The following is a 26,572-nucleotide window of genomic DNA, read 5'->3' as shown; positions in this document are numbered from 1 at the left end:
CGCGGGAACGACGGTGGGTCAGGTGAAGCCGATGCTGCGCGACTCGCGCACTTCCGGCTTGATGCGGTGCTCGGCTTCGAGCTGATCCAGGAACTCCTCGGCCTCGAACGCCGTCGCCAGGATGTCCACCTGCCGCTTCACCGCCGCGAAATCGCCGGGGCACAGCTGGTCGAGCTTCGCGAGCCGCGCGGCCACGTCGGCGGTCAGCTTCGATGCGTCGCCGCCCAGCGCCTCGTTCACGAACATCGTCTCGCGCTGCGCCGCCGTGAGCGGCATGAAGCGGATCTTGAAGGTGAAGCGGCGCAGCGCCGCCTGGTCTACACGGTCCATGAGGTTCGTCGTGCAGACGAAGATGCCCGCGTAACGCTCCATGCCCTGCAGCATCTCGTTGACTTCGGTGACCTCGTAGGTGCGCTGGGCGCCGCGGCGGTCCTGCAGGAAACTGTCGGCCTCGTCGAGCAGGAGCACGGCCTTCTCGGCCTCCGCTTCCTGGAACATCGCCGCCATGTTCTGCTCGGTCTCGCCGACGTACTTGCTCATGAGATCGCTCGCCTGCTTCACCAGCAAGGGCTTGTCGAGCTCGCGCGCGATGTGTTCTGCCAGCGCCGTCTTGCCCGTGCCCGGCGCACCGTAGAAGCACAGCGTGCCGTGCCCGCGCGCCTTCAGCGCGGCCACGATGCGCGGCACTTCGAACCGTGTCTCGACGTTCAGCATGCCAAGGTCGTAGGTCGTCACGCTACGGCGCGCGCCGGCTTCGTAAGCGCGCGTGCCCAGCGCCTGGTCGGCATTGCGCAACTGCCGCTCGATCAGCGACTCCATCGCGATGCCCTCGCCCTGCGCGAGATCGGCGAAGCGCACCGCCGTGCGGATCTGCGCCGGGGTGAGCCCCTTGCGCTCCGTGAGCTTGGCCACGAAAGCGTCGCTGACTTGCACGCCTTCGAGCGTCTTGCGCACGATCTGTTCGCGCGCACCCGGCGGCGGCGACTTCAGTTCGAGGTGATAGGCGAAGCGGCGCCGGAACGCGGGATCGATCTGCTCGATGCGGTTGGTCACCCAGATCGTCGGCACGGCGTTCGACTCGAGGATCTGGTTGACCCAGGCCTTGCCGCTGACGCTGCCGCTCGAAGGCGCGACGATCTGCTCGGCACGCGCCATCATCTGTGCGGCTTCGCTCGAGATCGGCGGGAAGACGTCCTCGACCTCGTCGAACAGCAAGGCGGCCTGCGCGCTGCCCTTCAGGAACACCTGCGCGATCTGCAGCGAGCGGTAACGGTCGCGGCCGGAGAGCGAATTGCCGTCGCGGTCGGCGTACTCGACTTCGAAAAGCTCGAGCCCCGCGGCCTGCGCGACCACCTTCGCCAGCTCGGTCTTGCCGGTGCCGGGCGGGCCGTACAGGAGCACGTTGACGCCGGCCTCCTTGCGCGTCACCGCGTTGCGCAGCAGGTTGCACAGCACGCCCGCGTCTTCGCTCACGAACTGGAAGTCGGCGAGCGCGAGGGCGGTCTTGGCCGAAGGCCGCGTGAACACCGCCATCAGCTCGCTCTGGTCGCGGTACTCGCGCATCAGCACCGGCGGCAGCTTCTCGCTCACCTTCATGAGGTCCGCGAGGTCGGTGATGTTGTGCTCGGAAATGAGGTTCTCGACCAGGCCGATGCGTTCGAGCCGCGAGCCCGCACGCAGCGCCTCGCCCACCTCGGTGGCGTTCACGCCCGCCACTTCCGCGATGGCCGCGTAGGCCTCGGGCGCGTTGTTCACCTTGAACTCGACGAGCAGGCTGCGCAGGTCGCGCTGGTAGCGCGCGAGCGTGCCGTACAGGAGCAGCGCGCGCTCCGCCTTGTTGAGCTGCAGCAAGCTGGCGAGGGCGTCGATGTTCTTCTCGACGAGGGTCGAATGCTTCTTGAGCGCGTGCGTGAGCCAGTCGCCCGTGACGGCGAGGACCGACAGCAGGTCCTTCGGCTGGTCCTTCGCGTACTCGTCCAGATAGAAGAAGAGCGTGCCCTCTTCGTAGGGGCCGCGCCAGACGCCATGCCGGTCGAGGAATTCGCGCGTGGCCAGCGCTTCGTGGCCGCGCCAGAATTCGTTGTCCTTGCAGCGACGCCCGAGGAATTCGCGCAGGCGTTCGAGCGCGGGCACCGGCCAGACCAGGTGGCGGCCTGCGAGCGAAAGCAGTCCGTTCAGGTCGCGGCGGACGTTGAACTTCGCACCCTGCTTGGCCGCGAGGGTGAGGACGAAATGCGAGCACATCAGGTCCAGCACCGGCGCGTCCTTGAGACCCGGTGAAGGCAGCACCTGCAGATCGAGACCACGTCTGGCCAAGCAACCTCCTTGAAGCCGTCGCCCTACGATAACGCGACTCGATGCTACATGGAAGACATTGCCGTTTGGGGCGCCTCGCGCACAATCCCGGGATGCTCACCCTTTCGGATATCCGCGAGGCGGCGATTCGCCTCCGGGGCCAGGTGCTCGCGACGCCCTGCGTGGAATCCCGCACGCTGTCGGAGGTCGCCGGCTGTCAGGTATTCCTCAAGTTCGAGAACCTGCAGTTCACGGCGTCGTTCAAGGAGCGCGGCGCCTGCAACAAGCTCGCGCAATTGAGCGAGCAGGAACGCGCGCGCGGCGTGGTGGCGATGAGCGCCGGCAACCACGCGCAGGGCGTGGCCTACCACGCGAGCCGGCTCGGGCTGCGCGCGGTGATCGTCATGCCGCGCTTCACGCCGGGCGTGAAAGTGGAGCGCACGCGCGGCTTCGGCGCCGAGGTGGTGCTGCACGGCGACACGCTGGACGAATCGCGCGAGCATGCCCTCGAATTGTCACGGCGTGAAGGCTTGACGTTCGTCCACCCTTACGACGACGAGGCCATCGTCGCCGGGCAGGGCACCGTGGGCATCGAGATGCTGGAGGCGCTTCCGGAGCTGGACACGCTGGTCGTGGCCGTGGGCGGCGGCGGCCTGATCGCGGGAATCGCGACGGCGGCGAAGGCCTTGAAGCCCGGCATCGAGGTCGTGGGCGTGCAGACGATGCGTTTTCCGTCGATGTACAACGCGGTGAAGCATGAGGCCCTGCCGCGCGGCAGCTCGACCATCGCCGAGGGGATCGCCGTTCCCACGCCGGGGAAGATCACGCAGGCGCTGATCGAGAAGTACGTCGACGACCTGCTGCTGGTCGACGAGGGCGACATCGAGCAGGCGATCGTGATGCTGCTGGAGATCGAGAAGACGCTGGTGGAAGGCGCGGGAGCGGCCGGCCTCGCCGCGCTGCTCAAGCACGGGCCGCGCTTTGCCGGGCGCAAGGTCGGCCTGGTGCTGGGCGGCGGCAACATCGACCCGATGCTGCTCGCCTCCATCATCCACCGCGGCATGGTGCGCGCCGGGCGGCTCGCGCGCCTGCGCGTGAGCGCGCGCGACGTGCCGGGCTCGTTGGCACGGATCACGGCCATCGTGAGCGAAGCGGGCGCAAACATCGACGAGGTGCATCACCAGCGGGCGTTCACGCTGCTGGCGGCGCAGAACGTCGAGATCGAGCTGGTCGTGCAGACGCGCGGCCGCGACCATATCCGGGCCGTCGTCGATGCCTTGCATGCGGGCGGCTTCGAAGCACAGGAGCAATGATGGACAAGACGGTGTTGCAGGGTGCGTTCGCGGCGTATTTCGCGCCGTGGGTGCAGGCGCTCGATTTGCAGGTGGAGAGTTTCGGCGAGGGCATGGTCGTCCTGCGCCTGCCGCAGAGCGACCAGCTCTCGCGCGCGGGCGGCATGCTGTGCGGCCAGGCGATGATGGCGGCGGCCGATACCGCGATGGTCCTCGCATTGATGAGCCAGTTCGGGGAGTTTCGTCCCTGCACGACGGTGCAGATGAACACGAGCTTCCTCAAGCCCCTGTCGAATCAGGACGCGCTGGTCGAGGCGCGCGTGCTGCGCGCAGGCAAGTCGCTGGCCTTCGGCGAGATCGACATCCGGGGCGCCGACGACGGCAAGAGCTGTTGCCGGGCGAGCACCACCTACGCGCTCTTATAGAATGGCGGGAGTCGCAGGATACGAGGACATCATGGCCGAGCAGCACCCTTCCCCCACCGAACACCCGCAAGACCCGATGGAGTCGATCATCCACGCGGTCCCCATCGTCCTGCCCGTGGCGGGCGGCGTGCTGATGTTCTTGCTGGCGTTCATTGCGATCTACATGGCCTGAACTTCGTTCCGCCGGGAAAGGCCACGCCGATGACGCGTGGCTTTTTTTGTCGTCCAAATTTGAATCTTGACTCAAAAATCAGGACGGCCTACATTCCCGGTCATGGTCCCCCTGATCGACTTGTACGAGCGCATGCTCCGGGTCCGCGAATGCGAGATGCGTCTCGCGCAGCGGTTCAATGACGGGAAAATTCCCGGCTTCATCCACCTGAGCATCGGGCAGGAGGCGGTCGCCGTGGGCGTCGCGGCCGCGTTGCGCCCGACGGACACCATCGCCTCGACCCATCGCGGGCACGGGCACGGCATCGCCAAGGGGATGACGCCGGAGGGGCTGTTCCACGAAATCGGCGGGAATGTCGAAGGGCCGTGTCGGGGACGCGGCGGCTCGCTGCACGTCGCTGATTTCTCGGTGGGCATGCTGGGGGCCAACGGCATCGTGGGCGGCGGCATCCCCATCGCGGTCGGCAGCGCGCTGGCGCATGCGAGGCTGGGCAATGGCAACGTGGCAGGCGTCTTCTTCGGCGACGGCGCGCTTGCCGAAGGCGTGCTGCATGAATCGCTGAACCTCGCGGCCCTGAAGCGCCTCCCCGTGCTGTTCGTCTGCGAGAACAACGGCTGGTCCGAGTTCTCGCCCACGAGTTCGCAGTACGTCGGGACGTTCGAGAAGCTTGCCGCGACCTTCGGCATCGAATTCCGCCGGGTCGATGGAAACGATGTCGAGGCGGTTCATGCCGCGGCGGTCGATCTGGTCGACCGGCTGCGTGGGGGGCAGGGACCCGCCGCGCTCGAATGCGTGACGCTGCGCGTGAAGGGGCATTACGAGGGTGATCCGCAGGCCTACCGCAAGGGCGTCGCGGACCGCGAAGGCGCGATCGATCCGCTCGTGGCGGCGCGAACGCGGCTGCATGCGATGGACGTCGACATCGCGAGCGTGGAGGCGCGCGTGAAAGCGCAGGTCGACGCAGCGGCCGCGGCCGCCGAAGCCGGCACCGCACCGGCGTTCGACGAAGCCGTGAAGGGGGTCTACGCATGAGCGGGAACCCCACGGAATTGCGCATGGTGCGCGCGTTGAACCAGGCACTGGCCGACGCGATGGAGGCCGATCCCACGGTGGTCCTCATGGGCGAGGACATCGGCCTCGCGGGCGGGCCCTTCAACGTGACGCGCGGCCTGCAGGAGCGCTTCGGCGAGCGCGTGATCGACACGCCGATCTCGGAGGCGGCCATCACGGGCGCCGCCGTCGGCGCCGCGCTGAGCGGGCTCAAGCCGGTCGTCGAAATCATGTTCATGGACTTCGTCACGCTGGCCATGGACCAGCTCGTGAACCAGGCGGCGAAGGCGCACTTCATGTTCGGCGGGCAGGCGCGGGTGCCGATGGTGCTGCGCACGCCGCACGGCGGCGGACAAAGTGCGGGGCCGCAGCATTCGCAATGTCTCGAAGCATGGCTCGCGCACGTCCCCGGCCTGAAGGTGGTGTGCCCCGCGACCCCGGCCGACGCCTACGGCTTGCTGCGCGCGGCCATCGACGATCCGAATCCGGTGGTCGTCGTCGAGAACAAGGCGCTCTATGCGGTGAAGGGACCGTTCGCCGCGCCCATCGCGCCCGTGCCGATCGGCAAGGCGAGGATCGCGCGCGAAGGCCGCGATGCGAGTGTCATCACCTATGGCGCCATGGTGCATCGCGCGATGGAAGCCGCGCAGACGCTGGCCGCCCAAGGCATCGACATCGAAGTCGTGGACCTCCGCAGCCTGCAGCCGTGGGACAAGCAGACGGTGCTCGCGTCGGTCGCGCGCACGCATCGCGTGGCGATCGCGCACGAGGCCGTGATGTCTTTCGGCATCGGCGCGGAAATCGCCGCGACCATCGCGCACGAAGGCTTCGACGAACTCGATGCGCCCGTGCTGCGCGTCGGCGCGCCTTTCATGCCCTCGCCTTTCGGCACCGGGCTGGAGGGCGCATTCATGCCCGGTGCGAAGGACGTGGTCCGCGCCGTTCGCGAACTCATGGGACAAGGAGAAGCCACCAATGAATGACGAATGGGTGCTCGTCGAGCGCCGAGGCGCCGCCGGCGTCATCACCATCAACCGGCCCGACGTCCACAACGCGTGGGGGCGCGAGCAGTTGCTGCGCGTCGAGAAGGCACTCGACGAATTCGCGGTCGATCCCGAAGTCCGCGCCGTGATCCTGACCGGCGCGGGCGAAAAAGCGTTCATCGCAGGCGGCGACATCGGCGACCTGGAGTCCAGACGCGGCATCGACCACTACAACGACATGGCGGAGATCATCCAGCGCGTGTTCCGCCGGTTCGAGACCTACGACAAGGTGACCATCGCCGCGGTCAACGGACTCGCGCTCGGCGGCGGCGTGGAGATCATGCTGTGCATGGACATCCGCATCCTCGGAGACCATGTGCGCCTGGGCTTGCCGGAGATCAATCTCGGCATGATGCCGGGCGCGGGCGGCACGCAACGGCTCTTGCGACAGATCCCGCTGTGCAAGGCGAAGGAGCTGATGTTCACCGGCGAATGGATCAACGCGCAGGAAGCCGTGACGCTCGGCATCGCAAACCGCGTGGTCCCCAAGGCAAGCGTCATGGACGAGGCGCTGGCCTTCGCCGAGAAGATGGCGACCAAGTCGCCGCTCGCGTTGAAGCTGATGAAGCGCGCGGTGCTGAACGGCGGCGACATGTCGCTGAGCGCCGGGCTGGCCTACGAGCACAGCCTGATCGGCCTCGTGTTCGAGAGCGAGGACATGCACGAGGGATGCCGGGCGTTTCTCGAGAAGCGCCCCGCGCAGTTCAAGGGCCGCTGAGCGATGTCCAGCGAACGCAGGCTCGTCATGCCGAAGCTCGGTCTCACCATGACCGAGGGAGCCGTCGTCGAATGGAGCGTGGCGCCCGGTGCGCGCTTCGCGGCGGGGCAGACCCTGTTCGTCGTCGAAAGCGAGAAGACCGCCGTGGAGATCGAGGCGCCGGCCGACGGCGTGCTGCACGAGGTCCTGGTGCCGCTGGACGAGGTCGTTCCGGTCGGGACGGAAATCGGGAAGTGGACGCTCGAAGGCCACGTCGCGGTGAGCGATGCGGAGCGCAGGGAGCAGGAGGCCGACGCGCCCGCGCCCGATGCGGGTCGAATCGTCGCCACCCCGCTGGCGCGCCGGCATGCGAATGCCAAGGGCATCGCGCTCGCGGAAGTGACGGCAACGGGTCCGCGCGGCCGCGTCGTCGCCGCGGACGTGGAGGCGGCCGTGAAGGCGCGCGACGCATCGACCGCGCAGGCCGGGATGGGCGCCTCGCTGGCGGATTCCTCGACGGGGACGCGCGAGACTCCCACGATCAGCCACCGCACGATGGCGAGCCGCGTCAGCGCCTCCAAGCGCGAGATCCCGCACTTCTATCTCGGCATCGACGTCGATGCCGGTGCGCTGACGACGCTGCGCCGGTCGCTCAACGAACGGCCCGGCCAGGCACGCATTTCGGTGACCCATCTGCTCATGGCTGCAGTCGCCGAGGCGCTGCGCCGCGAACCGTCGATGAATCGCGTGTGGCTCGACGATGCGCTGGTCCGGTTGCCGACGCTCGACGTGGGCCTCGCCATCGACACGCCGCACGGCCTCGTGAGTCCGGTGGTCCGCGATCTCGGCGCGAAGTCCCTCGCCGCGATTGCGGAAACGGTCGACGCCGCGATCGCGCGCGCGCAGGACGCAGCGCTTCGCCCCTCGGATCATGGAGGCGCAGCGATCGCCCTGTCCAACGCCGGCATGCACGACGTCCGCCACATGATCTCGATCATCGTGCCGGGCCAGAGCGCCATCCTCGGCGTGGGCAGCATGCAGTCGTGCTTCCGCCCGGACGCACAGGGCCGCCCCGAATTGCGACGCGAGTTCAGCATCATGCTGTCGGCCGATCATCGCGTGCATACCGGCGTGTCGGCGCTTCGCTTCCTGAACGCGCTGAAAGCGGTCCTGCAGCAGCCGGCGTCGCTCGTGCGGGCAGGCGGGTAGGCCATGCCTCGTGCAGCGGGAAGAAAGTCGCCGTCTGTCGAAGAAGGCGCGCCGCGCAGGAAGTCCGAGGTCACGCGCGAGCGCCTGATCCTCGCGGCCGCGAAGGTCGTCGGCCGGGTTGGCTACGAGAAGGCTTCGTCGTCGCGCATCGCCGACGAAGCGGGCATCGCCGCGGGCGGCCTCTACTACCACTTCGACAATCGCCGCGCGCTGCTCGACGAGCTGCTGCCAACCCTCGGCGAGCAGATGGTGGCCTACGTGGTGAGCTGCATCGAACATCTGCCGTGGGGCCTCGAGCGCGAAGTGGCGAGCTTTCGCGCCTACCTCGAATACCTTTCGCGCAATCCCGAGTTCTATCGCGTGTTCTCGGAAGCCCGGGTGTACGCGCCGTCGGCCTATGCGCGCAACTTCGACGCGACGCTTCGCGACTTCGAGGCGTCGTTGCGCGCGCATCGCCGCAAGGGTCACCTGAAGCTGGAGGACGACGACCTCCAGCTGGCCGCGCACTTCCTGACCGGCATCCGCAACTACGTCTCGCAGCTGTACCTCGACGCGAATCCGCCACGACCGGTGGAGGTCGAAAAGGCCGTGCGCCTCTACCGGCAACTCCTTTCCGAGGGAGTCTTCCGCGGCTGAGTTTGCCGTCAAACCATTTGTCCATTCCACGGGCCGGCGCGCACTAGAATAAGCTCACGGAAATCGATTTTTCCAGGAGTCTTCCAATTGGCCCAGCTCGGCCCCATCCGTATTCAAAAGGGCTTCGAGTCGCTCGCCGAGGCATTGGCCGAGCAGATCCTGACCGGCAAGATCAAGGCGGGCGAACTCCTGCCCAACGAACGCGATCTCGGGGAGGTGTCGGGCCTGAGCCGGGGTTCGGTGCGCGAAGCGCTGCGCGTACTCGAAGCCCAAGGGCTCGTTTCCACCAAGCTCGGGCGCAACGGCGGCCGCGTGGCCTCGCCCGCGGCCGACGAGACGTTTCGCCGCTCCATCGACTTCTTCATTCGCGGCCAGCGCATTTCGCTCGCCGTGATGATGGAGACGGTCGAAGTGCTGGAGCCCAACCTCGCGCAGCTCGCCGCCAAGAACCGCGACGACGCCGACATCGAACGGCTGCGCGCCGCCAGCAAGAAGCTGCGCGAAACGAGCACCCCCGGGCGCTTCGTCAATGCCAACGTCAAGTGGCACAGCGAGATGGCGAAGGCAAGCCACAACCCCCTGCTGATCGCCATCCATGACTCGTTCGGCCCCGAGCTGTTGAACCCGCGCATCGCCGGCTTCATTTCCCCGGAGATCCGCGCCTCGGTCGTGCATGCCGTCGAGCGCATCGAACTCGCGATCGTCGAAGGCGACACCGAGGCTGCGCGACGCCGCATGGCGCGGCTCGTCGAGGCCTATCGCACGTCGGTGGAGGCCGCCTCGGCCCGCGCCGCGAGCAAGGCCAGCGCGATCGAATAGAGCTTGGTGCGCTCGGAGTCGCCTCGCGACGGAATGATCAGGGGCACCGATGCACCGACGATGATGGAGGCGAGATCCAGGCCCCCGAAACAGGTCAGCGATTTGTAGAGCACGTTGCCCGCGTCGATGCCGGGCGTGATGAGAATATCGGCACGCCCGGCGACCTCGTCTCCCACGCGCTTGCGGCGCGCCGACTCGGGCGAGACGGCGACGTCGAGCGCGTAGGGCCCGCCGACGATGGCGCAAGGATCGTTCGCGAACCGCTTCACCAGCACGTCCGCCATCACGCTCGACGGCATCTTCGGGTTGACGAACTCCGCGGCCGACAGGAGCGCGACACGCGGGCGCCGATGGCCCAACAGGCCGGCCACGCGCACGGTGTGGCGCACGATCTGCTCGAGGTCGTCCGCGCCCGGTGCGATCTGCACGCCCGCATCCGCGAGGAGCAGGAGGCGTCGCATTCCCTTGGGGCGGAAAGCGGTCACGTGCGTGAACGACCGATCGCCCCGCATGCCGGAGTCCGCGCGCAACGCGGCCTTGAGCAGCGTCGACGTGGGTACCGCGCCCTTCATGATCGCCTGCGCCGCGCCGTCGCGACACAGCGCGATGGCCTGCTCGCAGGCCGGCGACTCGCCGTCGGCATCGACGAAGTCCACGCGCTCGATGTCGAGGCCCGCCGCGACCGCCATCTCGCGCACGCGCTCGCGCGGACCGATCAGCACCGGATGGACGAGTCCGCGCGCCATCGCTTCGCGCAGGCTCAGCAGCAGGTTCTCGTCGTCGGCAGCCGCGCAGGCGACATTCACCGGCGGCCCCGAGGGTTCGATCGCCGCCAGCAAATCCGGCAGCGACCGGATCGAACCCACGGCCTTCAGGCTCCGCGCGAGTCGGGATGGCGCATGTCGGGGCACTGCGCGAGCAATTCCTCCGGCATCTCCACCGTCATGTGCAGCAGGTTCGCGCCATAGGCCTTGCCGAGGTTGTCGCTGCGCAGCGACCCGGCGGCGCCACCGCCCAGCGCGCCCTGGACGACGAACTTCAGCGCGTTCAGGTTGGGCAGTTCGTAGCGCCGGGTCGGTCCCTTCGCCATGTCGGCGAAGAAGGCGTTGACGCGCTCCGCGGTCACCGCCTCGCGCAGCACGCGAAAGGTCGCCTCGTCGGGCGCGAAGAGGCTGATGTCGACGGCGTCGCCCTTGTCGCCCGAGCGGGCCATGCAGAAGCGGCGGAGTTGCACGGTTTGTGTAGGCATCGCTGTGTCCCCCGAATTCAAAGCGCCTGCATGCGCACCTGCACATGCGGCTCGATCTGCTCGCGCGGCACGAGGAAGGACGCGACGCCCATCAGCTCGCGCGCGCCGGTGATGCCCGAGAGCCCCGTCAGGTGCGGCGGCCCCGCGATGCCGAGCGGCGGAAACACGCGCCCCACGCGCTGCGCCTCGCGCTCCGTCGCCGTACGCACCGCGACGCGCAGCACGACCTCGGGCAACTCGCCGCTGGCGGTCTTCGCATTGCCTTCGTGGATCGCGTTCACCCCGAAGTATTCGGCGCGGAATTCCTGAATCTTGATACCGTCGTCCTCGAGCGCCTTGCGCAGCAGCGTCTCGGCCTTCTTCGCCTTCGGCAAGGCGTCGGGCCAGGTGTAGACCACGCGCCCTTCGCCGACGAAGCCGGCAGGGTAGCCGCCCACGACCTTCAGCGTCGGCGGACCCGCGCGACCTTTCGCGCCGGTCACCCTGACCTGGTTCGGCCCCGCCGCTTCGAGGCGAATGCTGGTCATGTCGATGATGACGTCGGGGGAAATGAAGTTCGACGGATCGTGGATCTCGTAGAGGAGCTGCTCCTTGAGCGTGTCCACCGACACCAGCCCGCCGGACCCCGGCGTCTTGCCGACGACGAAGCTGCCGTCCTCGTACACGTCCGCGACGGGATAGCCGAGGTTCTCCAGCCCCTCGACGTCCCACCACGCGCCGCTGAAGTTGCCGCCGGTGGCCTGCGCGGTGCATTCGAGCAGGTGCCCCGCGATCACGCCCTGCGCCGCCTTGTCGAGATCGTCGAGGCTCCAGCCGAGGCCGTGCGCCGCCGCGGCGAGGTACTGCGCCGTGTCCGTCGTGCGGCCGGTCAGCACGAGGTCCGCGCCCTGCTGCAGCGCCTCGAAGATCGGACGCGCGCCGAGATACACATTGGCGAAGGTCATCGCCGGCAGGCCGGCGAGCGGATCGCCGGCCGAACCATCCATCGTCGTCACGTGACCCTGCGTCTTGAACGCATCGATCCTCGGCAACACGTCGTCGCCGACCACCGTCGCGATCTTCAGCTTCAGCCCGAGCTCCTGCGCCACCTTCGCGATGGCCTCGGCCGCCGCTTCGGGATGGATGCCGCCCGCGTTGGTGATCATCTTGATGCCCTGCGGCAGGCAGATGGGCAGCAGCGCCTTCATCACCGGGATGACGTCGCGGGTGTACCCCAGCGCGGGGTTCTTCTGCCGGTCCTTCTGCAGGATCGCGAGCGTGAGTTCCGCGAGGCAGTCGAAGCAGAGGTAGTCGACCTTGCCGTTGCGGGCCATGTCGACGGCGGGTTTGAGCTTGTCGCCGTAGAACGCCTGCGCGGCGCCGATCCGGATCGATTTCATGTGTGTTCCTTCCGTGTTCAGCGGCCCTTCCAGGCCGGCTCGCGCCGCGCGAGAAACGCGCTTGCGCCCTCCTGCAGGTCTTCCGTCTGGAATGCGACGACGCGCAGGGTGTTGAGGTAATCCACCGCCTTGCCGTATTCCATGTCGGTCGTCTGCGCGAAGCCCTCGAGCCCGACGCGCAGCGCCACCGGGCTGTACGAAGCGATCTGCTTCGCGAGCGCTTTCGCCTCGTCTTCCAGGCGGTCGTGCGCGACCATGCGGCTCACGATGCCCGCGCGCTGCGCCTCCTCGGCCGACAGCACGGTCGCCGTCACGCTCATGTGCATCGCCATGCGGTCGCCGACCACGCGGCGCACCATGGGGAGGATGACCATCGGGAACAGGCCCAGCTTCACCTCGGTGCAGCCGAACTTCGCCTTGTCCGACGCGACGACGATGTGGCAGGCGCAGGCAAGGCCGCAGCCGCCGCCGAAGGCCGCGCCATTCACCGCGCCGATCAGCGGCTTGTTGAGAACGCCCAGCACCTTGAAGAGCTCGGCCGACGACTTGCCTTCGTCGTACACCTGCAGCGACGGCTGGGTCAGCTTCTGCTGGAACTCGCGCAGGTCGCCGCCCGCGCTGAAGGCACTGCCGGCGGCCGTGAGCAGCATCACGTGGACCTTCGGATCGGCCTGCGCCTTCAGCAGGCACTGCGTGAGCTCGCGGGTCGCGGTTTCGTCGAGCGGATTGCGCTTCTCGGCCTGGTTCAGCCGGATGTGCGCCACGCCGTCGGCGACTTCGTAGATCACGCTTTCATTCATCGTCTGCCTCTTCCCGACTCGGTGTTTCGTTGCGGCGCAGTCTAGGCCAAGCGAAATTAAACGTCAAACCATTTGACGAATTCGATTTTGAACGTACCATTCGTCCACAGTCCTGGAGACCCCATGTCGAGTCCACCCGCGAAGCACTTCTCGAAGGTCCTGATCGCCAACCGCGGAGAGATCGCGTCGCGCATCGTCCGGACCCTGCGGCGGCTGGGCATCGCCAGCGTCGTCGTCTTCCATGAGGCGGACCGGGACACGCCCGCCGTGCGCGATGCGGACGAAGCGGTGCAGATCCACGGCGAGCCGCCGGTGGCCGCCTACCTCGACGCGGCGCAGATCGTCGAGGCCGCCAGGAAGACCGGAGCGCAGGCGGTCCACCCCGGCTTCGGTTTCCTCTCCGAGAAGGCGCACTTCGCCGAAGCCGTGATCGAAGCAGGCCTGGTGTTCGTGGGTCCGCCTCCGTCGGCCATCCGCGCCATGGGCGACAAGATCGAATCCAAGGTGCTGGCCGTGAAGGCCGGCGTGCCCACCGTGCCCGGTTCCGCGGACGCGCTCGAATCCGGCGATGAGGCCGTGGCCATCGCCGACAGGATCGGCTACCCCGTGCTGCTGAAGGCGAGCGCGGGCGGCGGCGGCAAGGGCATGCGCATCGCGCACAACGCGCAGGAGTGCCGCGACGGGCTCGCCCGCGCGAGCGCCGAGGCGAAGGCCGCCTTCGGCGACGGCCGCGTCTTCGTCGAGAAATACGTGGAGGAGCCCCGTCACATCGAAGTGCAGGTGCTCGCCGACGGCTTCGGCAATGTCGTGCATCTCGGCGAGCGCGAATGTTCGATCCAGCGCCGCTACCAGAAGGTGGTCGAGGAAGCGCCCTCCCCGTTCATCGACGCGGAGACGCGCGCCGTGATGGGCGAGCAGGCCTGCGCGCTTGCGCGTGCGGTGGGCTACACCTCGGCAGGCACGGTCGAGATGGTCGTCGACAGGCACCGCAACTTCTACTTCCTGGAAATGAACACGCGGCTGCAGGTCGAGCACCCGGTGACGGAGATGACCACGGGCATCGACATCGTCGAGCAGCAGCTCGCCGTGGCGGCCGGCGGCAAGCTGCCGTTCACGCAGAAGGACGTCGCTTTCAAAGGCCACGCGATCGAAGTGCGCATCTACGCCGAGGATGCGGATGCCGGCTTCATTCCCGCCACCGGCAGGCTTCTGAAGGTCCGCTTTCCGCACGGCGACGGCATCCGCGTCGACCACGGCGTGCGCGAGGGGCTGGAGATCGGCGCCGCCTTCGATCCGATGATCGCCAAGCTCGTCGCCCATGGCGCGACGCGCGACGAGGCCGTCGCGCGCATGTGCCGCGCCCTCGAAGAGACGGTGATCCTCGGGCCGATCACCAACATCGATTTCCTGCGCCGCGTGGTGGGCCATCCGGAGTTCGGCGCGGGCCGCATCCACACGGGCTTCCTCGCGCTGCACAAGGAGTCGCTCGCACCGCTGCCGCCGACGCCCGACCAGGAGAAGCTGCTCATGATCGCCGCCGCGCTCGCCCATCCCGATTTCGATTTCCACTTCGCCACGCCCGTGCCGCTCGACGGCCTGGGCGCCTGGAGCAACTGAGCATGCACAGAAACGTCTCGATCAACGGCGGCACGGCCGCGAAGGTCAACGTGACGCGCGGCGCGAGCTTGTCGCGCGTCTGGCGCGACGCGAAGGCGCATGCCGCCTCGCTCACGCCCTCGGGCGATGGCGCCACCGTGGAAGTCGACGGCCTCTCGGCCAGGATCACGCTCGTCACGCGCAGGGAAGAAGTGCTCATCCACGCCTTCGGGCGCACTTGGCGGCTGGAGGTGGTCGATCCCGTCGAGCGGGCGCTCGGCGCGGGCGAACAGTCCGACGTGGCCCGTGCGCCGATGCCGGGCTCTGCGATCGCCGTGATGGTCAAGCCCGGCGATTCGGTCGCCGACGGCCAGCCGCTGGTCATCATCGAAAGTATGAAGATGCAGACGGAGATTTGCGCGACCCGCGCCGGCATCGTCGACCAGGTCAACGTGCGCGTCGGCGAGACCTTCGCGCAGAAGGCGCCGCTCGTGACCCTCGTTCCCCTTGCCACGGAGGAATGACATGCAACGCCTTCACTCGCACGTCATCACCACTTCGGATGCCTTCCGCGAAAACCGCGCGCACAACCAGACGCTCGCCGCGCAGCTGCGCGAGCGCCTGAACGAGGCGCGTTTCAAGCGCCCGCAGCGCGCCTTCGACCTGCTGGCCGAGCGCAAGAAGCTCACCGTGCGCGCGCGCCTCGAGCTGCTGCTCGACCCGGGCACGCCCTTCCTCGAACTCTCGCCGCTCGCCGCCTGCGAGGCCTACGACGGCACGACGCCGGGCGCGGTGATCGTCACCGGCATCGGCGTCATCAACGGCCGCGAGGTCGTCGTCACCGCCGGCGACAGCACGATCAAGGGCGGCTCCTGGTACCCGCTCACGATCAAGAAGCTCATTCGCGCCTTCGAGATCGCCATCGAGAACAATCTGCCGATGGTCCACCTCATCGACTCCGGCGGCGCCTACCTGCCGCTGCAGGACGAGATCTATGCGCTGGGCGGCTCGGTCTACTACTACCAGTGCCGCATGAGCGCGCTGGGCATCCAGCAGATCGCCCTGGTGCTCGGTCCCTGCACGGCGGGCGGCGCCTACCTGCCCACGCTGTGCGACATCTCGATCATCGTGCGCAACACCGGGTTCATCTTCCTCGCGGGGCCGCCGCTGGTGAAGGCCGCCACGGGGCAGGACGTGTCGGCCGAAGAGCTCGGCGGCGCGCAGATGCAGACGGCCGTGTCGGGCGTCGCCGACTACGCCGTGGAGAACGAACCCGAAGGCCTCGCGCTCGTGCGCGAACTCGTCGGCACCTGGAGCCGCACGCCCAAGACGGACACCGACCGTCGCACGCCCGAGGCGCCGTACTACGACCCGCAGGAGCTCTACGGCATCGTCCCGCGCGACACCAAACGGCAGTTCGACATGCGCGAGGTCATCGCGCGCATCGTCGACGGCAGCCGCTTCACCGAGTTCAAGCCGAGCTACGGCGAGACGCTGGTCACGGGCTGGGCGTTCATCCTCGGCATGAAGGTCGGCATCCTGGGCAACAACGGCGTGCTGTTCACCGAAGCTGCGAACAAGGCCACGCAGTTCATGCAACTGTGCGATCGCGACGGCATTCCGCTCGTGTTCCTGCACAACGTCACCGGCTTCATGGTCGGCATCGAGTACGAGCGCGGCGGCATCACCAAGGCCGGCGCGCGGATGCTGATGGTCCAGGCCAACGTGACGGTGCCGAAGTTCTCGGTGTTCGTGAACGCATCGCAGGGCGCGGGCAACTATGCGATGACGGGGCGGGCGTGGCGCCCGCGCTTCCTGTTCACCTGGCCCAACTCGCGCTCGGCGATCATGGGTCCCGAGCAGGCCGTGACGACGCTCACCGAAGTGCGCGTGGCGAGCATTCGGCGCGAGCGCGGCCGCGATCCGACGCCGGAAGAAATCAAGGAGATCGTCGCGAACGTCGGCGAATACTTCGAACGCACGTCCGGCCCGTATCACCTCACCTCGGAACTGCGCGACGATGGGCTCATCGACATGCTCGACACGCGCAATGCGCTGGGCATGGCCCTGTCCGCGTCCCTGAACGCGCCGATCGTGCGTGCGCCGGGCGGCATCCTGCGGATCTGACGACGCGTCGCGAACCTGCCGCATGCGCTACTTCATCGTCTACGCCCACCCCGAGCCGCGGTCGCTGAACGGTTCGCTGAAGGATGCGGCCGTGCAGGCGCTGGAGCAGGCGGGGCATGAAGTCCGCGTGTCCGACCTTTACGCGATGGCATTCAAGGCCGTCGCCGACGCCTGGGACTTTCCGATGCGGGACGCCGGATCGCGCCTCGTGTATCACCGCGAGAGCGAGCAGGCGTACAAGGCCGGGCAGTTGCAGCCCGAGGTGGCGCGCGAGATCGAGAACCTGCTGTGGTCCGAGGTGGTGGTGCTCCAGTTTCCGCTGTGGTGGTTCGGGCCGCCCGCGATCCTGAAGGGCTGGTTCGACCGCGTGCTCGTCAACGGCTTCGCCATCGGCGTGCCGAAGGAGGGAACGCGCCAGTGGTTGCGTTACGGCGAAGGCACGCTCGCCGGACGGCGGGGCATCGTCGCCGTCACCACCGGGGGCCGCGAAGCGCAGTTCTCGCCGCGCGGGATCAACGGGGCCATCGACGAGATCCTGTTTCCCATCAACCACGGCATCTTCCACTACACGGGCATCCAGCCGCTCTCACCCTTCGTCGCCTTTCGCACGGTGCGCACGACGCCGCAGGAATTCGTGCAGCTGCGCGACCGTTACGTCGCCCGCCTGCTCGCGGCGGGCGACGAAGCGCCGATTCCCTATCGCTTCGAGAACGGCGGCGACTACGACGAGGCCGGCCAACTACGCGAGGGCGTGGCCGAAGGCGAAACCGGCTTCGCCGCGCATCTGGTGCGCACGGGCGAGGGATGACCCGATGAAAGCGGTGCTGTGCAAGGCATTCGGGTCGCCCGACACCCTGGCGGTCGAAGATGTCGCCTCGCCTGTGCCGGGCGATTCGGACGTGGTCGTGGCCGTGCATGCATGCGGCGTCAACCTGCCTGACGCGCTCGTGATCGCCGGCAAATACCAGTTGAAGCCGCCGCTGCCGTTCTCGCCGGGTGGGGAAGTCGCCGGTGTCGTCACGGCGGCCGGGCCGCGCGTGGACCGCTTCCGCGTCGGCGAGCGCGTGATCGCGCTTCCGCTCTACGGCGGCTATGCGGAAGAGCTGCTCGTGCCGCAGGACCGCTTGCTGAAGCTGCCCGATGGCATCGACTTCGCGCAGGGCGCGGCCTTCGCGATCTCCTTCGGCACGGCGCACTACGCACTGCGCGAGCGCGCGCGCCTCGCCGAAGCCGAGACGCTGCTCGTGCTCGGCGCGGCGGGCGGCAGCGGACTCGCGGCCATCGCGCTCGGAAAACTGATGGGCGCGCGCGTCATCGCCGCCGCATCGACGCGCGAGAAGCTCGACCTGTGCATCGCGCACGGCGCGGATGCGGTTATCAACTACGTCGACGACGACTTGCGCGCACGCATGTCCGACCTGACCGACGGACGTGGCGTCGACGTGATCTTCGACCCCGTCGGCGGCGAGCTCGCCGAGCGCGCGATGCGCGGCATGGCGTGGAACGGCCGATTCCTGGTGATCGGTTTCGCCTCGGGCGACATCACGAAAGCCGCGCTGAATCTTCCTTTGCTCAAGGGCTTCAGCATCATCGGCGTATCGTGGGGCGCGTTTCTGCAGAAGGAACCCGCGCGTGGCGCGGCCCTGGTGGAAGAACTGATGACGTGGTTTCGCGAGCGCAAGCTCACGCCGCACATCGAGGCGCGACTGCCGCTCGAGCAGGCAGGTCGCGCGCTCGCGCATCTCGTGGCGCGCCAAGGCAAGGGCAAGACCGTGCTGATTCCCGCGGGAAGGTCATCGACATGAGAGTGCCACCTCCGCAGCTCGCGCGCGCGATGGCGCGGCAGGTCCGCGCGACCCTGGCCGAGCTGCCGGAGGCGCCCTCGGCCGTCCGCAACGAGATGCTCAGCATCGCGAGCACGCTGCGCCATCTCTCGGCCGAACTCGAGTTCGGCGCCGAGCATGCAAGGGTGTGCACGGAAGCCGCCGGCGTGCTGCAGGCGGAGCTGAAGGGCTTTGGCCTGGACCTCCCCACGGACGTTCCCGCGATCCTGAGGGCAATCGAGTCGCCCGACATCGCGTCCGACAAGGCGGATGCGGTCTTCAGCGCACTCGTCGATTACCTTCGGACATGCAATCGGTCGGAGCTCGACATGTACCGGCGCGGGATGCAGGCGTCGCGCAAGGCCCCATGACCGACGACCTCGCCCGAAAGCTCGAAGCGTTCCTGGCACGGCAGGACGAACGCGCCGATCTCGCGGTGACGGAGTTTCGCGAACTCGTCGCCGGCTGGTCGCGCCAGACCTACCTCGCGGCGATTCGCCGTGCGCCCGATGCCGCGCTTCAGCGCGTCGTCGTGCAGGTCGAGAAGGCAGGCGGCGTGATCGCCGACTCCAGCATGGCCCGCGACGTGCAGGTTCTGCGCGTGCTGTCCGCGGCGGGCTTGCCCGTGGCCCGGCCCCTGTGGGCGAGCGACGACGCCAGCATCCTCGGCGGCCCGTTCATGGTCGCGCAACTCCTGCCGGGTCGCAGTTTCGACATGTCTGACGCGGCGCAGCGCGAGACCTTGCGAAGTCATGCGCAGCGCGACTCCGGCCTGGGCGCCGCGATCGTCGATGCGCTGGCGGCAGTGCATTCGACACCTGTCGAACACCTCCCCTTCCTTCCTTCCGCGGAATTGGGCCGCGCGACGGCGCAGTACGAAATCGATCGGTGCCGCCGCCTCGCGCAGCTCGCCCGCGTCGAGCATGAGCCCGTGGTCGCCCTTGCCTTTCACTGGCTCGAGCGGCATCGGCCGGCGTCGGGAACGCTCGCGCTCGTGCATGGCGACTTCCACATGCGCAACCTGCTGATCGACGGCGAGCGCGTGACCGGCATCGTCGATTGGGAGGTAACGCGCATCAGCGAGCCGCTCTTCGACCTCGCCTACATGAGCATTCCCTACCTCGGCGGCAAGTTCTTCACCCCGGGCGCCGAACTCGTGGCCGGCGTGCTGCCGCAGGATCGGCTGCTCGCCGAATATCAGGGCCGCACGGGTCGTCGCATCGGCGAGGCGGACTTCCACTTCTGGCGCGTCCTCGCGACCCTGAGCCTGCTGCTCGTGGTGTCCAAGGGCGTGTCCGACTTCGAGGCGGGAACGCTGACCAGCGCCCGCAATGCGTGGGCGCGCTTCTCGGAGCCCGTGCTGCACGAAGACATCCTGAACCTTCTGACGATGCCGGCCGCGCGCCACGCGGGCGCCTGAACGAGGAGACACCGAATCATGCCCCTGTCCCAGGTCAGCGACGACTTGATCCACGTGCCGGAGCCGAATCCTGGCTGGCGCGAGAGCTACTACTTCGACTTCTACGATCCGAAGCTCGGCCTCGGCATGTGGCATTCGGCGGGCAAGCGCCCGTTCAAGGGCCATTCGGGCTACGCGCTCGGCGCCTGGGGCCTGCACACGCTGGCGGGCATCGGGCTCGATCACTTCACCGAGCACACCGAAGAATGCGTGGTCGGCGGCCTGCGCTACGAGTGCGTGGAGCCTCTGAAGCGCTGGCGCACCACATTCGACGGCGAGCTCGGCATCCCGACGAAACTGCAGCCCCGCCTCGACATCCGCTGCATGCTGCCCGAGGGGCAGGCGGAGATGCAGCGCGTCCGCGTCAAGTTCGACCTGATGGTCACCAGCATTTCGCCGGCCTACACGTACAAGGACCTTCCGCACTGGAAGCCCCTGTTCTCGGGTCACCTCGACCAGATCGGTCGCACGACCGGCAGCATGACGATCGGCGACGCCACCTACGAGATCGATGCCGTGGGCGGCCGGGACCGGTCGTGGGGCACGCGGGACTGGACGTATCCGCGCATGTGGCGCTTCGTCTCGCTCGTGCGCGAGGGCTTCGACCTCATGCTCTGGTACACGGAGGCCGACCCCGACCTCACGATGGTCGACGGCTACGTGAAGGACGGCGACGCGTGGATGGAGGTCGTCGGCTACAAGGAAGCGGTTCGGACCGAACCCGCGCCGGGCAAGCCGGTGCCGCGGTCCGTGACCTTCGAAGTCGCGACCGCGAACGGCCGCACCTATCGCGTCGAGGGCGAGGTGATGCAGATCATGCCGGTGCTCTTCGACAAGAAGAAGGACGGCGTGGCGGTGACGTGCTGGAACGACCGCGCGCTCGTACGATATACGCTGCCCAACGGCGACGTAGCCTACGGCAACATCGAGTTCGGGGAACGCGTCGCCTCCAGGTCCTGAGGAAGAGCACCATGTCTGCGCCATCCGCCTTGCGGCACATGAAGTTCGAGACCGTCGCCGACGGCGTCGCGCTCGTCACCTTCGCGCGTCCCGAGGTGAAGAACGCCTTCAATCGGCTGATGATGGACGAGGCGCTCGCCATCGTCGACGAACTCGCGGCCGGCTATCCGGCCCGGTGGCGCGCGGTCGTCGTGTGCGGCGAAGGCGACAACTACTGCTGCGGCGGCGACCTCGAGATGTTCCGCGAGATGCTGGGCCAGCCGCGCCACGCGGTCCACGCCTTCATCGCGCGTTTTCACCAGTGGGCGCTCGCGTGGGACGCGCTGCCGATGCCGACACTCGCCGTGATGCACGGCCCGGTCGTGGGCGGCGGCGTGCCGCAGGGGCTCATCTGCGACCTGCGCTACGCGGCCGAGAACACCGTCGTTCATTTCAACTTCATGCACATCGGTCTGGTGCCGGACATGGGCAGCCACTTCATCGTCCCGTCGCTGGTCGGTGTCGGTCGCGCGTACGAGCTGATGCTCGCGGGCGAGCCGATCGATGCGGCGGAAGGACTGCGGCTCGGCCTTTTCACGAAGGTGCTGCCGACGCGCGAGGAAGCGCTGGCCGCGGCGACGAAGCGCGCGAGCGTCATCGCCGCGGTGCCGCCCGACGTCGTGGCGCACAGCAAGCGCCTGCTGCGAAACGCGCGTCATTCTTCCTTGTCGGAGACCGTCGCGCAGGAAGTGGCCTGCCAGGCCGACCGCTTCCTCGATCCCGTCTTCGCCGAAAAGATCGCGGGCTTCTTCGCGAAGCGCGCGCGGCGTGCGTCCTGACATGCCGCAACTCGCCGACCAGGTCGTCATCGTCACGGGCGCGGGACGCGGGCTCGGCCGGTCCATCGCGGTCGCGCTCGCAGCCGAGGGTGCGAGGCTCGTGCTCGTCGCGCGGACGCGGTCGCAACTGGAGGAGACGGCCGCGCTCGTTCGCGATGCGGGCAGCGAAGCGCTCGCACTCGCTTCGGACGTTGCCGCACCGGACGCGGCCTCGGGGGCCGTCAACGCCTCGCTGAAGCACTTCGGAAGGCTCGACGCGCTCGTGTTCGGCGCGGGCGTCTCCGTCACGCGCGCCGCACTCGAAGTCACTCCCGAAGACTGGGACCACGTCGTCGGCATCAACCTCAAGGCCGCGTTCTTCTGGTCGCAAGCGGCCGCCCGGCACATGGTGACCCGGAGGACCGGGCGCATCGTCTTCCTCTCTTCCGTCACCGGCCAGGTCGGCATGCCGTGGCTCGCGCCCTATTCCGCCAGCAAGGCGGGGCTTGCCGGCCTCACGCGCGGTCTTGCCGCCGAATGGGGCGCGAACGGAATCCGCGTGAATGCGATCGCCGCCGGCTTCGTCAAGACCGAACTCACGGCCGCCGAACTCTCGGACGAACGACTCGTCAGGCGCATCGTGCAGCGCGCGCCGCTCGGCCGCCTCGGACAGCCGCAGGACGTCGCGGCCAGCGCGGTATTTCTCGCCTCCGACGCCTCGTCCTATATTTCCGGCCATGTACTCGCCGTCGACGGCGGATGGCAGGCCGCCTGAACCAGGAGACAAGCATGCAGCAGTGGCAACCCCTCACCCTCGACCGGGCGCTCGCCCGCAACGTGTCCGAGCGCCCGACGGCCGAAGCGCTCGTCTACAAGGGAGAACGCATCACCTGGGCGGCGCTGGACGAATGGAGTTCGCGCCTTGCCGCCGCATTTCTCGCCAACGGCGTGAAGCGCGGCGACCGCGTCGCGACCTTCATGGTCAACAGCGTCGAGTGGGCCGCGATCTTCCTCGGCCTCGGCAAGATCGGCGCGGTGATCGTGCCCGTGAACTTCCGCTACAAGGCGCAGGAGCTTGCGTACGTCCTCACGCAATCCGGGTCGTCGATGCTGCTCGCCACGGTGCGGCACGACGGCCGTGACCAGGCGCCCATCCTGAGCGAAGCGCTGGCCGAGGCGAAGACGCCGCTCGTGGTCACGCTCGGCGGCACGCCCGCGCTGGGCGCGGCGGCCAGGCAGATCGCGTGGGAGGCGTTCGTCGAATCCGCGTCGGGCGTGGCGAAGGCGGACCTCGACGCGGCGCGCGCGAGGGTGGAGCCGAACGACCTGCTGATGATCCAGTACACCTCGGGCACCACGGCCTTCCCGAAGGGCGTGGAGCTGCGCCACGACCAGATGCTGCGCAGCGGCACGGCCATGAGCGCACGGCTCGGGCTCGACGGCGAGGGCCGCTTCTTCAGCCCGATGCCCTTTTTTCACATCGGCGGCAGCGTGGCGTCGCTGCTCACGGCGCTGGCGTGCGGCGCGACGCTGTGCTTCATCGACTACTTCCGCGCGGAAGACGCGCTCGACATCCTGGAGCGCGAGAAGTGCACGCACATGTGCGGGGTCGACACGATGTTCGTCGACATGCTCGCGCACGAGTCGTATGCGCGCCGCGACCTGAGCGCGCTGCGCACCGGCTGGACGATCTACAACGAAGCGGTGTTCGCCGCCTTCCCCGGCATGATGAACGTGTACGCGATGAGCGAGTGCTCCTCGGTCGTGTGCATTTCGCACTGGAGCGATCCGTTCGACAAGCGCCGCGACACCTGCGGCCAGGCGATCGAAGGCGTCGAGGTGCGCGTCGTGGATTCGGAGACGCACGAGGACCTCGCGCCCGGCGCGTCGGGCCTCATCCTCGTGAAGGGCTGGTGCGTCACGAGCGGCTATTTCAACCAGCCCGAGCAGACCGCGAAGGCGATGCTGCCGGGCGGATGGTTCAACACCGGAGACTACGGCAGGCGCACGGCGACGGGTGAGCTGATCTACCAGGGACGGCTCAAGGACGTGCTGCGGGTCGGGGGCGAGAACGTCGCCGCGGTGGAAGTCGAAGCGCTGATCAACAAGCATCCCGCCGTGCTGCGCAGCGCCCTGGTGCCGCTCGCGCATCCCCGGCTCAAGGAGGTGCCCGTGGCGTTCGTGCAACTGCGCCCGGAGATGTCGGTGACGGAGAAGGACCTCATCGCCTGGTGCGCGGAAAAACTCGCGAGCTTCAAGGTGCCGCGCCACGTGGTCTTCGTGCCCGAGTTCCAGATGACGGGCAGCGCGAAGATCCAGAAGCAGCCGCTCATCGAGCAGGCACGCGCCACGCTGGGGGCATAGTTGGCCACGCATCCCCGCGAGGGCGGGGATGACGCGCCGCGTCAGAACGAGCGCGGCAGCCCGTGGTTCTCCGCGATCAGGTTGCGCGCCATCTCGTTGGAGATCGGGCTGAAGCGCATGAGACGCGCGTCGCGCCAGTAGCGCTGCATGTCGCGCCGCGCGGAGTAGCCCTGGCCGCCCAGGATCTGGATGCCCAGGTCGGCCGCGCGCACCGCATGTTCGGAGGCGATCACCTTGCCCATCGTCACCGGCATGAACACGTCCTGCCCGGTGTCGCCCAGCCACGCGCAGTGGTGCGCGACGAGCTCGGTCTGGTAGCGCGACATCGCGATGTCCGAGATGTAGTGCTGCAGCGCCTGGAACTCGCCGATCTTCTTGCCGAAGGCGGTGCGTTCCTTCATGTACGCCAGCGCATCCTCCATCACGCCGTCCATGATGCCGAGGCAGGTCCCCATGAGCATCGTGCGTTCGTTGGCGAGCGTGGGCAGCAGCATCTTCCAGGCATCGCCCGGGGTGCCGAGCACGAGGTCGTCGGGCACGAAGACGTCCTTCAGCGTCATGTCGAAGGTGCCGAGGCCGCGCATGCCCAGCGCCTCCAGCGGCTCGATCGTGATGCCCGTCGCATCGGTCGGCATGAGGAAGAGCGTCACGCCCTTGCTCTTCTTGCCCGCGTTCTCGTCGGTGCGCACGAGCAGCAGCACGTAGTGCGACGCGTGGACCGAGGAGCACCACGCCTTCTTGCCGTTGATGATCCAGCCGCCGTCGACCTTGCGCGCCTTCGTCTTCAGCGCGCCGAGGACGTCGGTGCCGCCGTCCGGCTCGGTGAACCCGATGGTCACGCGCAGCTTGCCTGCCGCGATGCGCGGCAGGATGTCTTCCTTCTGCTTCTTGGTTCCGTAGAGACCCACCGAGTTCGCGCCGGCGAAGGACGTCGAGCCCCAGATCCAGATCATCCCGGCCATCGACCGCGAGAGCCCGCGCGCCAGCAGCAGCTGCGTGGCGAGGTTGCCGCCCTGGCCGCCGTACTCCTTCGGCACCGCCATGCCGTGGAAGCCGGCGGCGCCGAGCTTGTCGAACAGCTCGTACGGGTACTCGTCCTCGCGCGCCTCCACGGCGCGCATGTAGTCCTTGGGGATCTCGGCGTCCACCCAGCGGCGAAGGTCCGCGGAGAATGCCTGCTGCTCCGGGGTCAGGGAAAACTCCATGGGCCTTCTTCCTCCTGCGCGTTGCGGATGCGCGTTTACTTCGCGAGGTTCTCTTTGCCGCCGCGCCATTCGACGACGGTGGCGGAGACGCGCGCGTCGCGCTTGTCGAACTTGATCGGCGAGCCGGCGCCGTTGTAGCCGGCGTTCGCCGTCGCGTTCAGCGCCTCGGTCATGCCGGCGCGGTCGCGGGTCTTGGCGACCTTGAGCGCCTCGATGATGAGGCGTGCACCGTCGTAACCCGTGGCGGCGAAGCTGTTGGGAACGGCGTTGTATTTCGCCTGGTAGGCGTTCACGAAGGCCTGCGACGCGGGCGCGGCCGGGCTGAAATCGGCCGCGTAGACGATGCCGTCCGCCTTGGCGCCCAGGCCGATGAGGATGTCGACGCCGCCGGCGGGCTGCGAGGCCACGATGCCCTTGAAATTGGCGAGCCGGATCTCGTTGACCATCGAGGCGTTCTGCGGGCCGAACGAGAGGTACAGGATCGCGTCCGGATTCGACGCCAGCGCCTGGCGCACGATCGGCTGGAAGTTGGTCTCGGTGCCCGAGAAGCTGATGGTGCGCACGATCTCGTAGCCGTCGGTCTTCGCGGCCGCGGGGAAGGTCTGCGTCGACACCGCCGTCAGCGTGGGGTTGTCCGCGTTGTAGATGATCGCGAGCTTCTTCACGCCCTTGGACTTGAAGTACTGGCTCAGCATGCCCTGGTAGGTGAACTGCGGCGCGGTCGTGCGGAAGATGCGGTCGCCCAGGCCCATGAGACCGTCGGCCCCGGACTGCGTGGCCACGAAGGGGAGCCCCGCACGCTGCGCGATGGGCGCGACGGCGAGGGCCGTGGCCGACGACGTGCCGAACAGCACCACCGGCGCGTTGCTCTGCGCCACGGTGTTCATGGCCTGCACGGCTTGCGGGTCGGCCGTCGCGGGCGTGGAGAACACGTCGATCGCCAGCGTCGTGTTGGGCACCTCGCGCGCCGCGTTCGCCTGGTCGACGGCAAGCTGGATGCCCTTGAGCATGTCGTCGCCGAAGGGCTTGGCCGGGCCGGGCGAATTGGTGGCGATCACCGGGAAGCGGAACGTCGTCTGGGCGATCGCGCCGGTGGCGAACACCGCCGCGGCCATGCCGAGCAGCGTTGCCGCATGCCGAAGTCTGAGTTGCAGTTTCACGGATGTCTCCTTGCT

At 68.1% G+C, this 26,572-nt stretch carries 27 protein-coding genes; 20 read left to right on the top strand and 7 right to left on the bottom strand.

Features of this window, described 5'->3' with window-relative positions; genetic code table 11:
* Nucleotides 1-18: 18 nt before the first annotated feature.
* Entirely contained in the window at nucleotides 19-2,316 is a 2,298-nt protein-coding gene (locus AB7E83_RS06895) for an ATP-binding protein (protein WP_428566953.1), read from the bottom strand.
* Nucleotides 2,317-2,408: 92 nt separating this feature from the next.
* Here AB7E83_RS06895 and AB7E83_RS06890 point away from each other — a divergent pair, with 92 nt between their 5' ends.
* The 9 genes from AB7E83_RS06890 (at nucleotide 2,409) to AB7E83_RS06850 (ending at nucleotide 9,638) form a co-directional block, all read left to right on the top strand.
* Nucleotides 2,409-3,608 carry a threonine ammonia-lyase gene (locus AB7E83_RS06890; RefSeq protein ID WP_428566950.1) on the top strand — a complete coding sequence of 400 codons (1,200 nt, stop codon included), beginning with the start codon at nucleotides 2,409-2,411 and terminating at the stop codon, nucleotides 3,606-3,608.
* Nucleotides 3,608-4,012, top strand: a complete 405-nt coding sequence (locus tag AB7E83_RS06885; protein WP_428566948.1) for a PaaI family thioesterase — start codon at nucleotides 3,608-3,610, stop codon at nucleotides 4,010-4,012. Before AB7E83_RS06890 ends, AB7E83_RS06885 begins: the two co-directional genes overlap by 1 nt.
* 31 nt (nucleotides 4,013-4,043) lie before the next feature.
* Nucleotides 4,044-4,184: a hypothetical protein gene (locus AB7E83_RS06880; RefSeq protein ID WP_428566945.1), complete on the top strand. Its 141-nt coding sequence runs from the start codon at nucleotides 4,044-4,046 to the stop codon at nucleotides 4,182-4,184.
* 102 nt (nucleotides 4,185-4,286) lie between these two features.
* The gene (locus AB7E83_RS06875; protein ID WP_428566943.1) at nucleotides 4,287-5,216 is read left to right on the top strand and encodes a thiamine pyrophosphate-dependent dehydrogenase E1 component subunit alpha; all 930 of its coding nucleotides are present in this window, start codon (nucleotides 4,287-4,289) and stop codon (nucleotides 5,214-5,216) included.
* Nucleotides 5,213-6,217 carry an alpha-ketoacid dehydrogenase subunit beta gene (locus AB7E83_RS06870; protein WP_428566940.1) on the top strand — a complete coding sequence of 335 codons (1,005 nt, stop codon included), beginning with the start codon at nucleotides 5,213-5,215 and terminating at the stop codon, nucleotides 6,215-6,217. Before AB7E83_RS06875 ends, AB7E83_RS06870 begins: the two co-directional genes overlap by 4 nt.
* A complete protein-coding gene (locus tag AB7E83_RS06865; protein WP_428566937.1) occupies nucleotides 6,210-6,995 on the top strand; it encodes an enoyl-CoA hydratase/isomerase family protein in 786 nt (261 codons plus the stop codon). Before AB7E83_RS06870 ends, AB7E83_RS06865 begins: the two co-directional genes overlap by 8 nt.
* Nucleotides 6,996-6,998: 3 nt before the next feature.
* Nucleotides 6,999-8,183, top strand: coding sequence for a dihydrolipoamide acetyltransferase family protein (locus AB7E83_RS06860; RefSeq protein ID WP_428566934.1), 1,185 nt, complete (start codon nucleotides 6,999-7,001; stop codon nucleotides 8,181-8,183).
* Between the two features lie 3 nt (nucleotides 8,184-8,186).
* A complete protein-coding gene (locus AB7E83_RS06855) occupies nucleotides 8,187-8,819 on the top strand; it encodes a TetR/AcrR family transcriptional regulator (protein WP_428566932.1) in 633 nt (210 codons plus the stop codon).
* Nucleotides 8,820-8,906: 87 nt separating this feature from the next.
* Nucleotides 8,907-9,638 (top strand): FadR/GntR family transcriptional regulator, encoded by a 732-nt coding sequence (locus AB7E83_RS06850; RefSeq protein WP_428566929.1) that lies wholly within the window; start codon nucleotides 8,907-8,909, stop codon nucleotides 9,636-9,638.
* On the opposite strand, the gene AB7E83_RS06845 is transcribed toward AB7E83_RS06850, so the two are convergent.
* From AB7E83_RS06845 to AB7E83_RS06830, 4 genes are read right to left on the bottom strand one after another with little or no spacing between them, the layout of a single operon-like run.
* Nucleotides 9,575-10,504 (bottom strand): phosphate acyltransferase, encoded by a 930-nt coding sequence (locus AB7E83_RS06845; protein WP_428566927.1) that lies wholly within the window; start codon nucleotides 10,502-10,504, stop codon nucleotides 9,575-9,577. The two genes, AB7E83_RS06850 and AB7E83_RS06845, sit on opposite strands and share 64 nt — an antisense overlap.
* 5 nt (nucleotides 10,505-10,509) lie before the next feature.
* The gene (locus AB7E83_RS06840; protein WP_428566924.1) at nucleotides 10,510-10,887 is read right to left on the bottom strand and encodes an AtuA-related protein; all 378 of its coding nucleotides are present in this window, start codon (nucleotides 10,885-10,887) and stop codon (nucleotides 10,510-10,512) included.
* A gap of 17 nt (nucleotides 10,888-10,904) precedes the next feature.
* Nucleotides 10,905-12,266, bottom strand: a complete 1,362-nt coding sequence (locus AB7E83_RS06835; RefSeq protein WP_428566921.1) for an acyclic terpene utilization AtuA family protein — start codon at nucleotides 12,264-12,266, stop codon at nucleotides 10,905-10,907.
* Nucleotides 12,267-12,283: 17 nt separating this feature from the next.
* Complete coding sequence (locus AB7E83_RS06830; RefSeq protein WP_428566919.1) at nucleotides 12,284-13,066, bottom strand: enoyl-CoA hydratase/isomerase family protein; 783 nt, start codon at nucleotides 13,064-13,066, stop codon at nucleotides 12,284-12,286.
* A 123-nt stretch (nucleotides 13,067-13,189) separates the two neighbouring features.
* Here AB7E83_RS06830 and AB7E83_RS06825 point away from each other — a divergent pair, with 123 nt between their 5' ends.
* The 11 genes from AB7E83_RS06825 to AB7E83_RS06775 are packed head-to-tail and all read left to right on the top strand — an operon-like array spanning nucleotide 13,190 to nucleotide 24,192.
* Nucleotides 13,190-14,683: an acetyl-CoA carboxylase biotin carboxylase subunit gene (locus AB7E83_RS06825; RefSeq protein ID WP_428566916.1), complete on the top strand. Its 1,494-nt coding sequence runs from the start codon at nucleotides 13,190-13,192 to the stop codon at nucleotides 14,681-14,683.
* Between the two features lie 2 nt (nucleotides 14,684-14,685).
* Nucleotides 14,686-15,186: a biotin/lipoyl-containing protein gene (locus AB7E83_RS06820; RefSeq protein ID WP_428566913.1), complete on the top strand. Its 501-nt coding sequence runs from the start codon at nucleotides 14,686-14,688 to the stop codon at nucleotides 15,184-15,186.
* A gap of 1 nt (nucleotide 15,187) precedes the next feature.
* A complete protein-coding gene (locus AB7E83_RS06815) occupies nucleotides 15,188-16,789 on the top strand; it encodes an acyl-CoA carboxylase subunit beta (protein ID WP_428566910.1) in 1,602 nt (533 codons plus the stop codon).
* Nucleotides 16,790-16,811: 22 nt separating this feature from the next.
* Entirely contained in the window at nucleotides 16,812-17,597 is a 786-nt protein-coding gene (locus AB7E83_RS06810; RefSeq protein WP_428566907.1) for an NAD(P)H-dependent oxidoreductase, read from the top strand.
* A 4-nt stretch (nucleotides 17,598-17,601) separates the two neighbouring features.
* On the top strand, nucleotides 17,602-18,594 hold the full coding sequence (locus AB7E83_RS06805) for an NADPH:quinone oxidoreductase family protein (RefSeq protein ID WP_428566905.1): 993 nt from the start codon (nucleotides 17,602-17,604) through the stop codon (nucleotides 18,592-18,594).
* Nucleotides 18,591-18,983 (top strand): hypothetical protein, encoded by a 393-nt coding sequence (locus AB7E83_RS06800; protein ID WP_428566902.1) that lies wholly within the window; start codon nucleotides 18,591-18,593, stop codon nucleotides 18,981-18,983. Before AB7E83_RS06805 ends, AB7E83_RS06800 begins: the two co-directional genes overlap by 4 nt.
* Entirely contained in the window at nucleotides 18,980-20,032 is a 1,053-nt protein-coding gene (locus tag AB7E83_RS06795; RefSeq protein WP_428566899.1) for a phosphotransferase family protein, read from the top strand. Before AB7E83_RS06800 ends, AB7E83_RS06795 begins: the two co-directional genes overlap by 4 nt.
* A gap of 18 nt (nucleotides 20,033-20,050) precedes the next feature.
* Complete coding sequence (locus AB7E83_RS06790; protein ID WP_428566896.1) at nucleotides 20,051-21,031, top strand: DUF7064 domain-containing protein; 981 nt, start codon at nucleotides 20,051-20,053, stop codon at nucleotides 21,029-21,031.
* An 11-nt stretch (nucleotides 21,032-21,042) separates the two neighbouring features.
* The gene (locus AB7E83_RS06785; protein ID WP_428566893.1) at nucleotides 21,043-21,849 is read left to right on the top strand and encodes an enoyl-CoA hydratase/isomerase family protein; all 807 of its coding nucleotides are present in this window, start codon (nucleotides 21,043-21,045) and stop codon (nucleotides 21,847-21,849) included.
* A 1-nt stretch (nucleotide 21,850) separates the two neighbouring features.
* On the top strand, nucleotides 21,851-22,603 hold the full coding sequence (locus tag AB7E83_RS06780) for an SDR family NAD(P)-dependent oxidoreductase (RefSeq protein WP_428566890.1): 753 nt from the start codon (nucleotides 21,851-21,853) through the stop codon (nucleotides 22,601-22,603).
* Between the two features lie 14 nt (nucleotides 22,604-22,617).
* Nucleotides 22,618-24,192, top strand: coding sequence for a class I adenylate-forming enzyme family protein (locus AB7E83_RS06775; RefSeq protein ID WP_428566887.1), 1,575 nt, complete (start codon nucleotides 22,618-22,620; stop codon nucleotides 24,190-24,192).
* Nucleotides 24,193-24,233: 41 nt separating this feature from the next.
* Here the strand turns inward: AB7E83_RS06775 and AB7E83_RS06770 are convergent, their stop codons facing one another.
* Entirely contained in the window at nucleotides 24,234-25,397 is a 1,164-nt protein-coding gene (locus AB7E83_RS06770) for an acyl-CoA dehydrogenase family protein (RefSeq protein WP_428566884.1), read from the bottom strand.
* 35 nt (nucleotides 25,398-25,432) lie between these two features.
* The gene (locus AB7E83_RS06765; RefSeq protein ID WP_428566881.1) at nucleotides 25,433-26,557 is read right to left on the bottom strand and encodes an ABC transporter substrate-binding protein; all 1,125 of its coding nucleotides are present in this window, start codon (nucleotides 26,555-26,557) and stop codon (nucleotides 25,433-25,435) included.
* Nucleotides 26,558-26,572: the final 15 nt, after the last annotated feature.

Origin of the sequence: Ramlibacter sp. (genome assembly GCF_050250995.1) — a bacterium.
Lineage (GTDB): Bacteria > Pseudomonadota > Gammaproteobacteria > Burkholderiales > Burkholderiaceae_C > Ramlibacter.
Note: the sequence above shows the minus strand (reverse complement) of the source record. Positions and strands in the feature narration are given on the sequence as shown.

Coding starts and splice junctions, on each gene's coding strand:
- AB7E83_RS06880 (WP_428566945.1), top strand. CDS start 4,044: ATGGCCGAGCAGCACCCTTCCCCCACCGAACACCCGCAAGACCCGATG.
- AB7E83_RS06860 (WP_428566934.1), top strand. CDS start 6,999: ATGTCCAGCGAACGCAGGCTCGTCATGCCGAAGCTCGGTCTCACCATG.
- AB7E83_RS06855 (WP_428566932.1), top strand. CDS start 8,187: ATGCCTCGTGCAGCGGGAAGAAAGTCGCCGTCTGTCGAAGAAGGCGCG.
- AB7E83_RS06805 (WP_428566905.1), top strand. CDS start 17,602: ATGAAAGCGGTGCTGTGCAAGGCATTCGGGTCGCCCGACACCCTGGCG.
- AB7E83_RS06800 (WP_428566902.1), top strand. CDS start 18,591: ATGAGAGTGCCACCTCCGCAGCTCGCGCGCGCGATGGCGCGGCAGGTC.
- AB7E83_RS06825 (WP_428566916.1), top strand. CDS start 13,190: ATGTCGAGTCCACCCGCGAAGCACTTCTCGAAGGTCCTGATCGCCAAC.
- AB7E83_RS06810 (WP_428566907.1), top strand. CDS start 16,812: ATGCGCTACTTCATCGTCTACGCCCACCCCGAGCCGCGGTCGCTGAAC.
- AB7E83_RS06870 (WP_428566940.1), top strand. CDS start 5,213: ATGAGCGGGAACCCCACGGAATTGCGCATGGTGCGCGCGTTGAACCAG.
- AB7E83_RS06875 (WP_428566943.1), top strand. CDS start 4,287: ATGGTCCCCCTGATCGACTTGTACGAGCGCATGCTCCGGGTCCGCGAA.
- AB7E83_RS06865 (WP_428566937.1), top strand. CDS start 6,210: ATGAATGACGAATGGGTGCTCGTCGAGCGCCGAGGCGCCGCCGGCGTC.
- AB7E83_RS06785 (WP_428566893.1), top strand. CDS start 21,043: ATGTCTGCGCCATCCGCCTTGCGGCACATGAAGTTCGAGACCGTCGCC.
- AB7E83_RS06790 (WP_428566896.1), top strand. CDS start 20,051: ATGCCCCTGTCCCAGGTCAGCGACGACTTGATCCACGTGCCGGAGCCG.
- AB7E83_RS06775 (WP_428566887.1), top strand. CDS start 22,618: ATGCAGCAGTGGCAACCCCTCACCCTCGACCGGGCGCTCGCCCGCAAC.
- AB7E83_RS06890 (WP_428566950.1), top strand. CDS start 2,409: ATGCTCACCCTTTCGGATATCCGCGAGGCGGCGATTCGCCTCCGGGGC.
- AB7E83_RS06885 (WP_428566948.1), top strand. CDS start 3,608: ATGGACAAGACGGTGTTGCAGGGTGCGTTCGCGGCGTATTTCGCGCCG.
- AB7E83_RS06820 (WP_428566913.1), top strand. CDS start 14,686: ATGCACAGAAACGTCTCGATCAACGGCGGCACGGCCGCGAAGGTCAAC.
- AB7E83_RS06770 (WP_428566884.1), bottom strand. CDS start 25,397: ATGGAGTTTTCCCTGACCCCGGAGCAGCAGGCATTCTCCGCGGACCTT.
- AB7E83_RS06780 (WP_428566890.1), top strand. CDS start 21,851: ATGCCGCAACTCGCCGACCAGGTCGTCATCGTCACGGGCGCGGGACGC.
- AB7E83_RS06795 (WP_428566899.1), top strand. CDS start 18,980: ATGACCGACGACCTCGCCCGAAAGCTCGAAGCGTTCCTGGCACGGCAG.
- AB7E83_RS06840 (WP_428566924.1), bottom strand. CDS start 10,887: ATGCCTACACAAACCGTGCAACTCCGCCGCTTCTGCATGGCCCGCTCG.
- AB7E83_RS06815 (WP_428566910.1), top strand. CDS start 15,188: ATGCAACGCCTTCACTCGCACGTCATCACCACTTCGGATGCCTTCCGC.
- AB7E83_RS06830 (WP_428566919.1), bottom strand. CDS start 13,066: ATGAATGAAAGCGTGATCTACGAAGTCGCCGACGGCGTGGCGCACATC.
- AB7E83_RS06835 (WP_428566921.1), bottom strand. CDS start 12,266: ATGAAATCGATCCGGATCGGCGCCGCGCAGGCGTTCTACGGCGACAAG.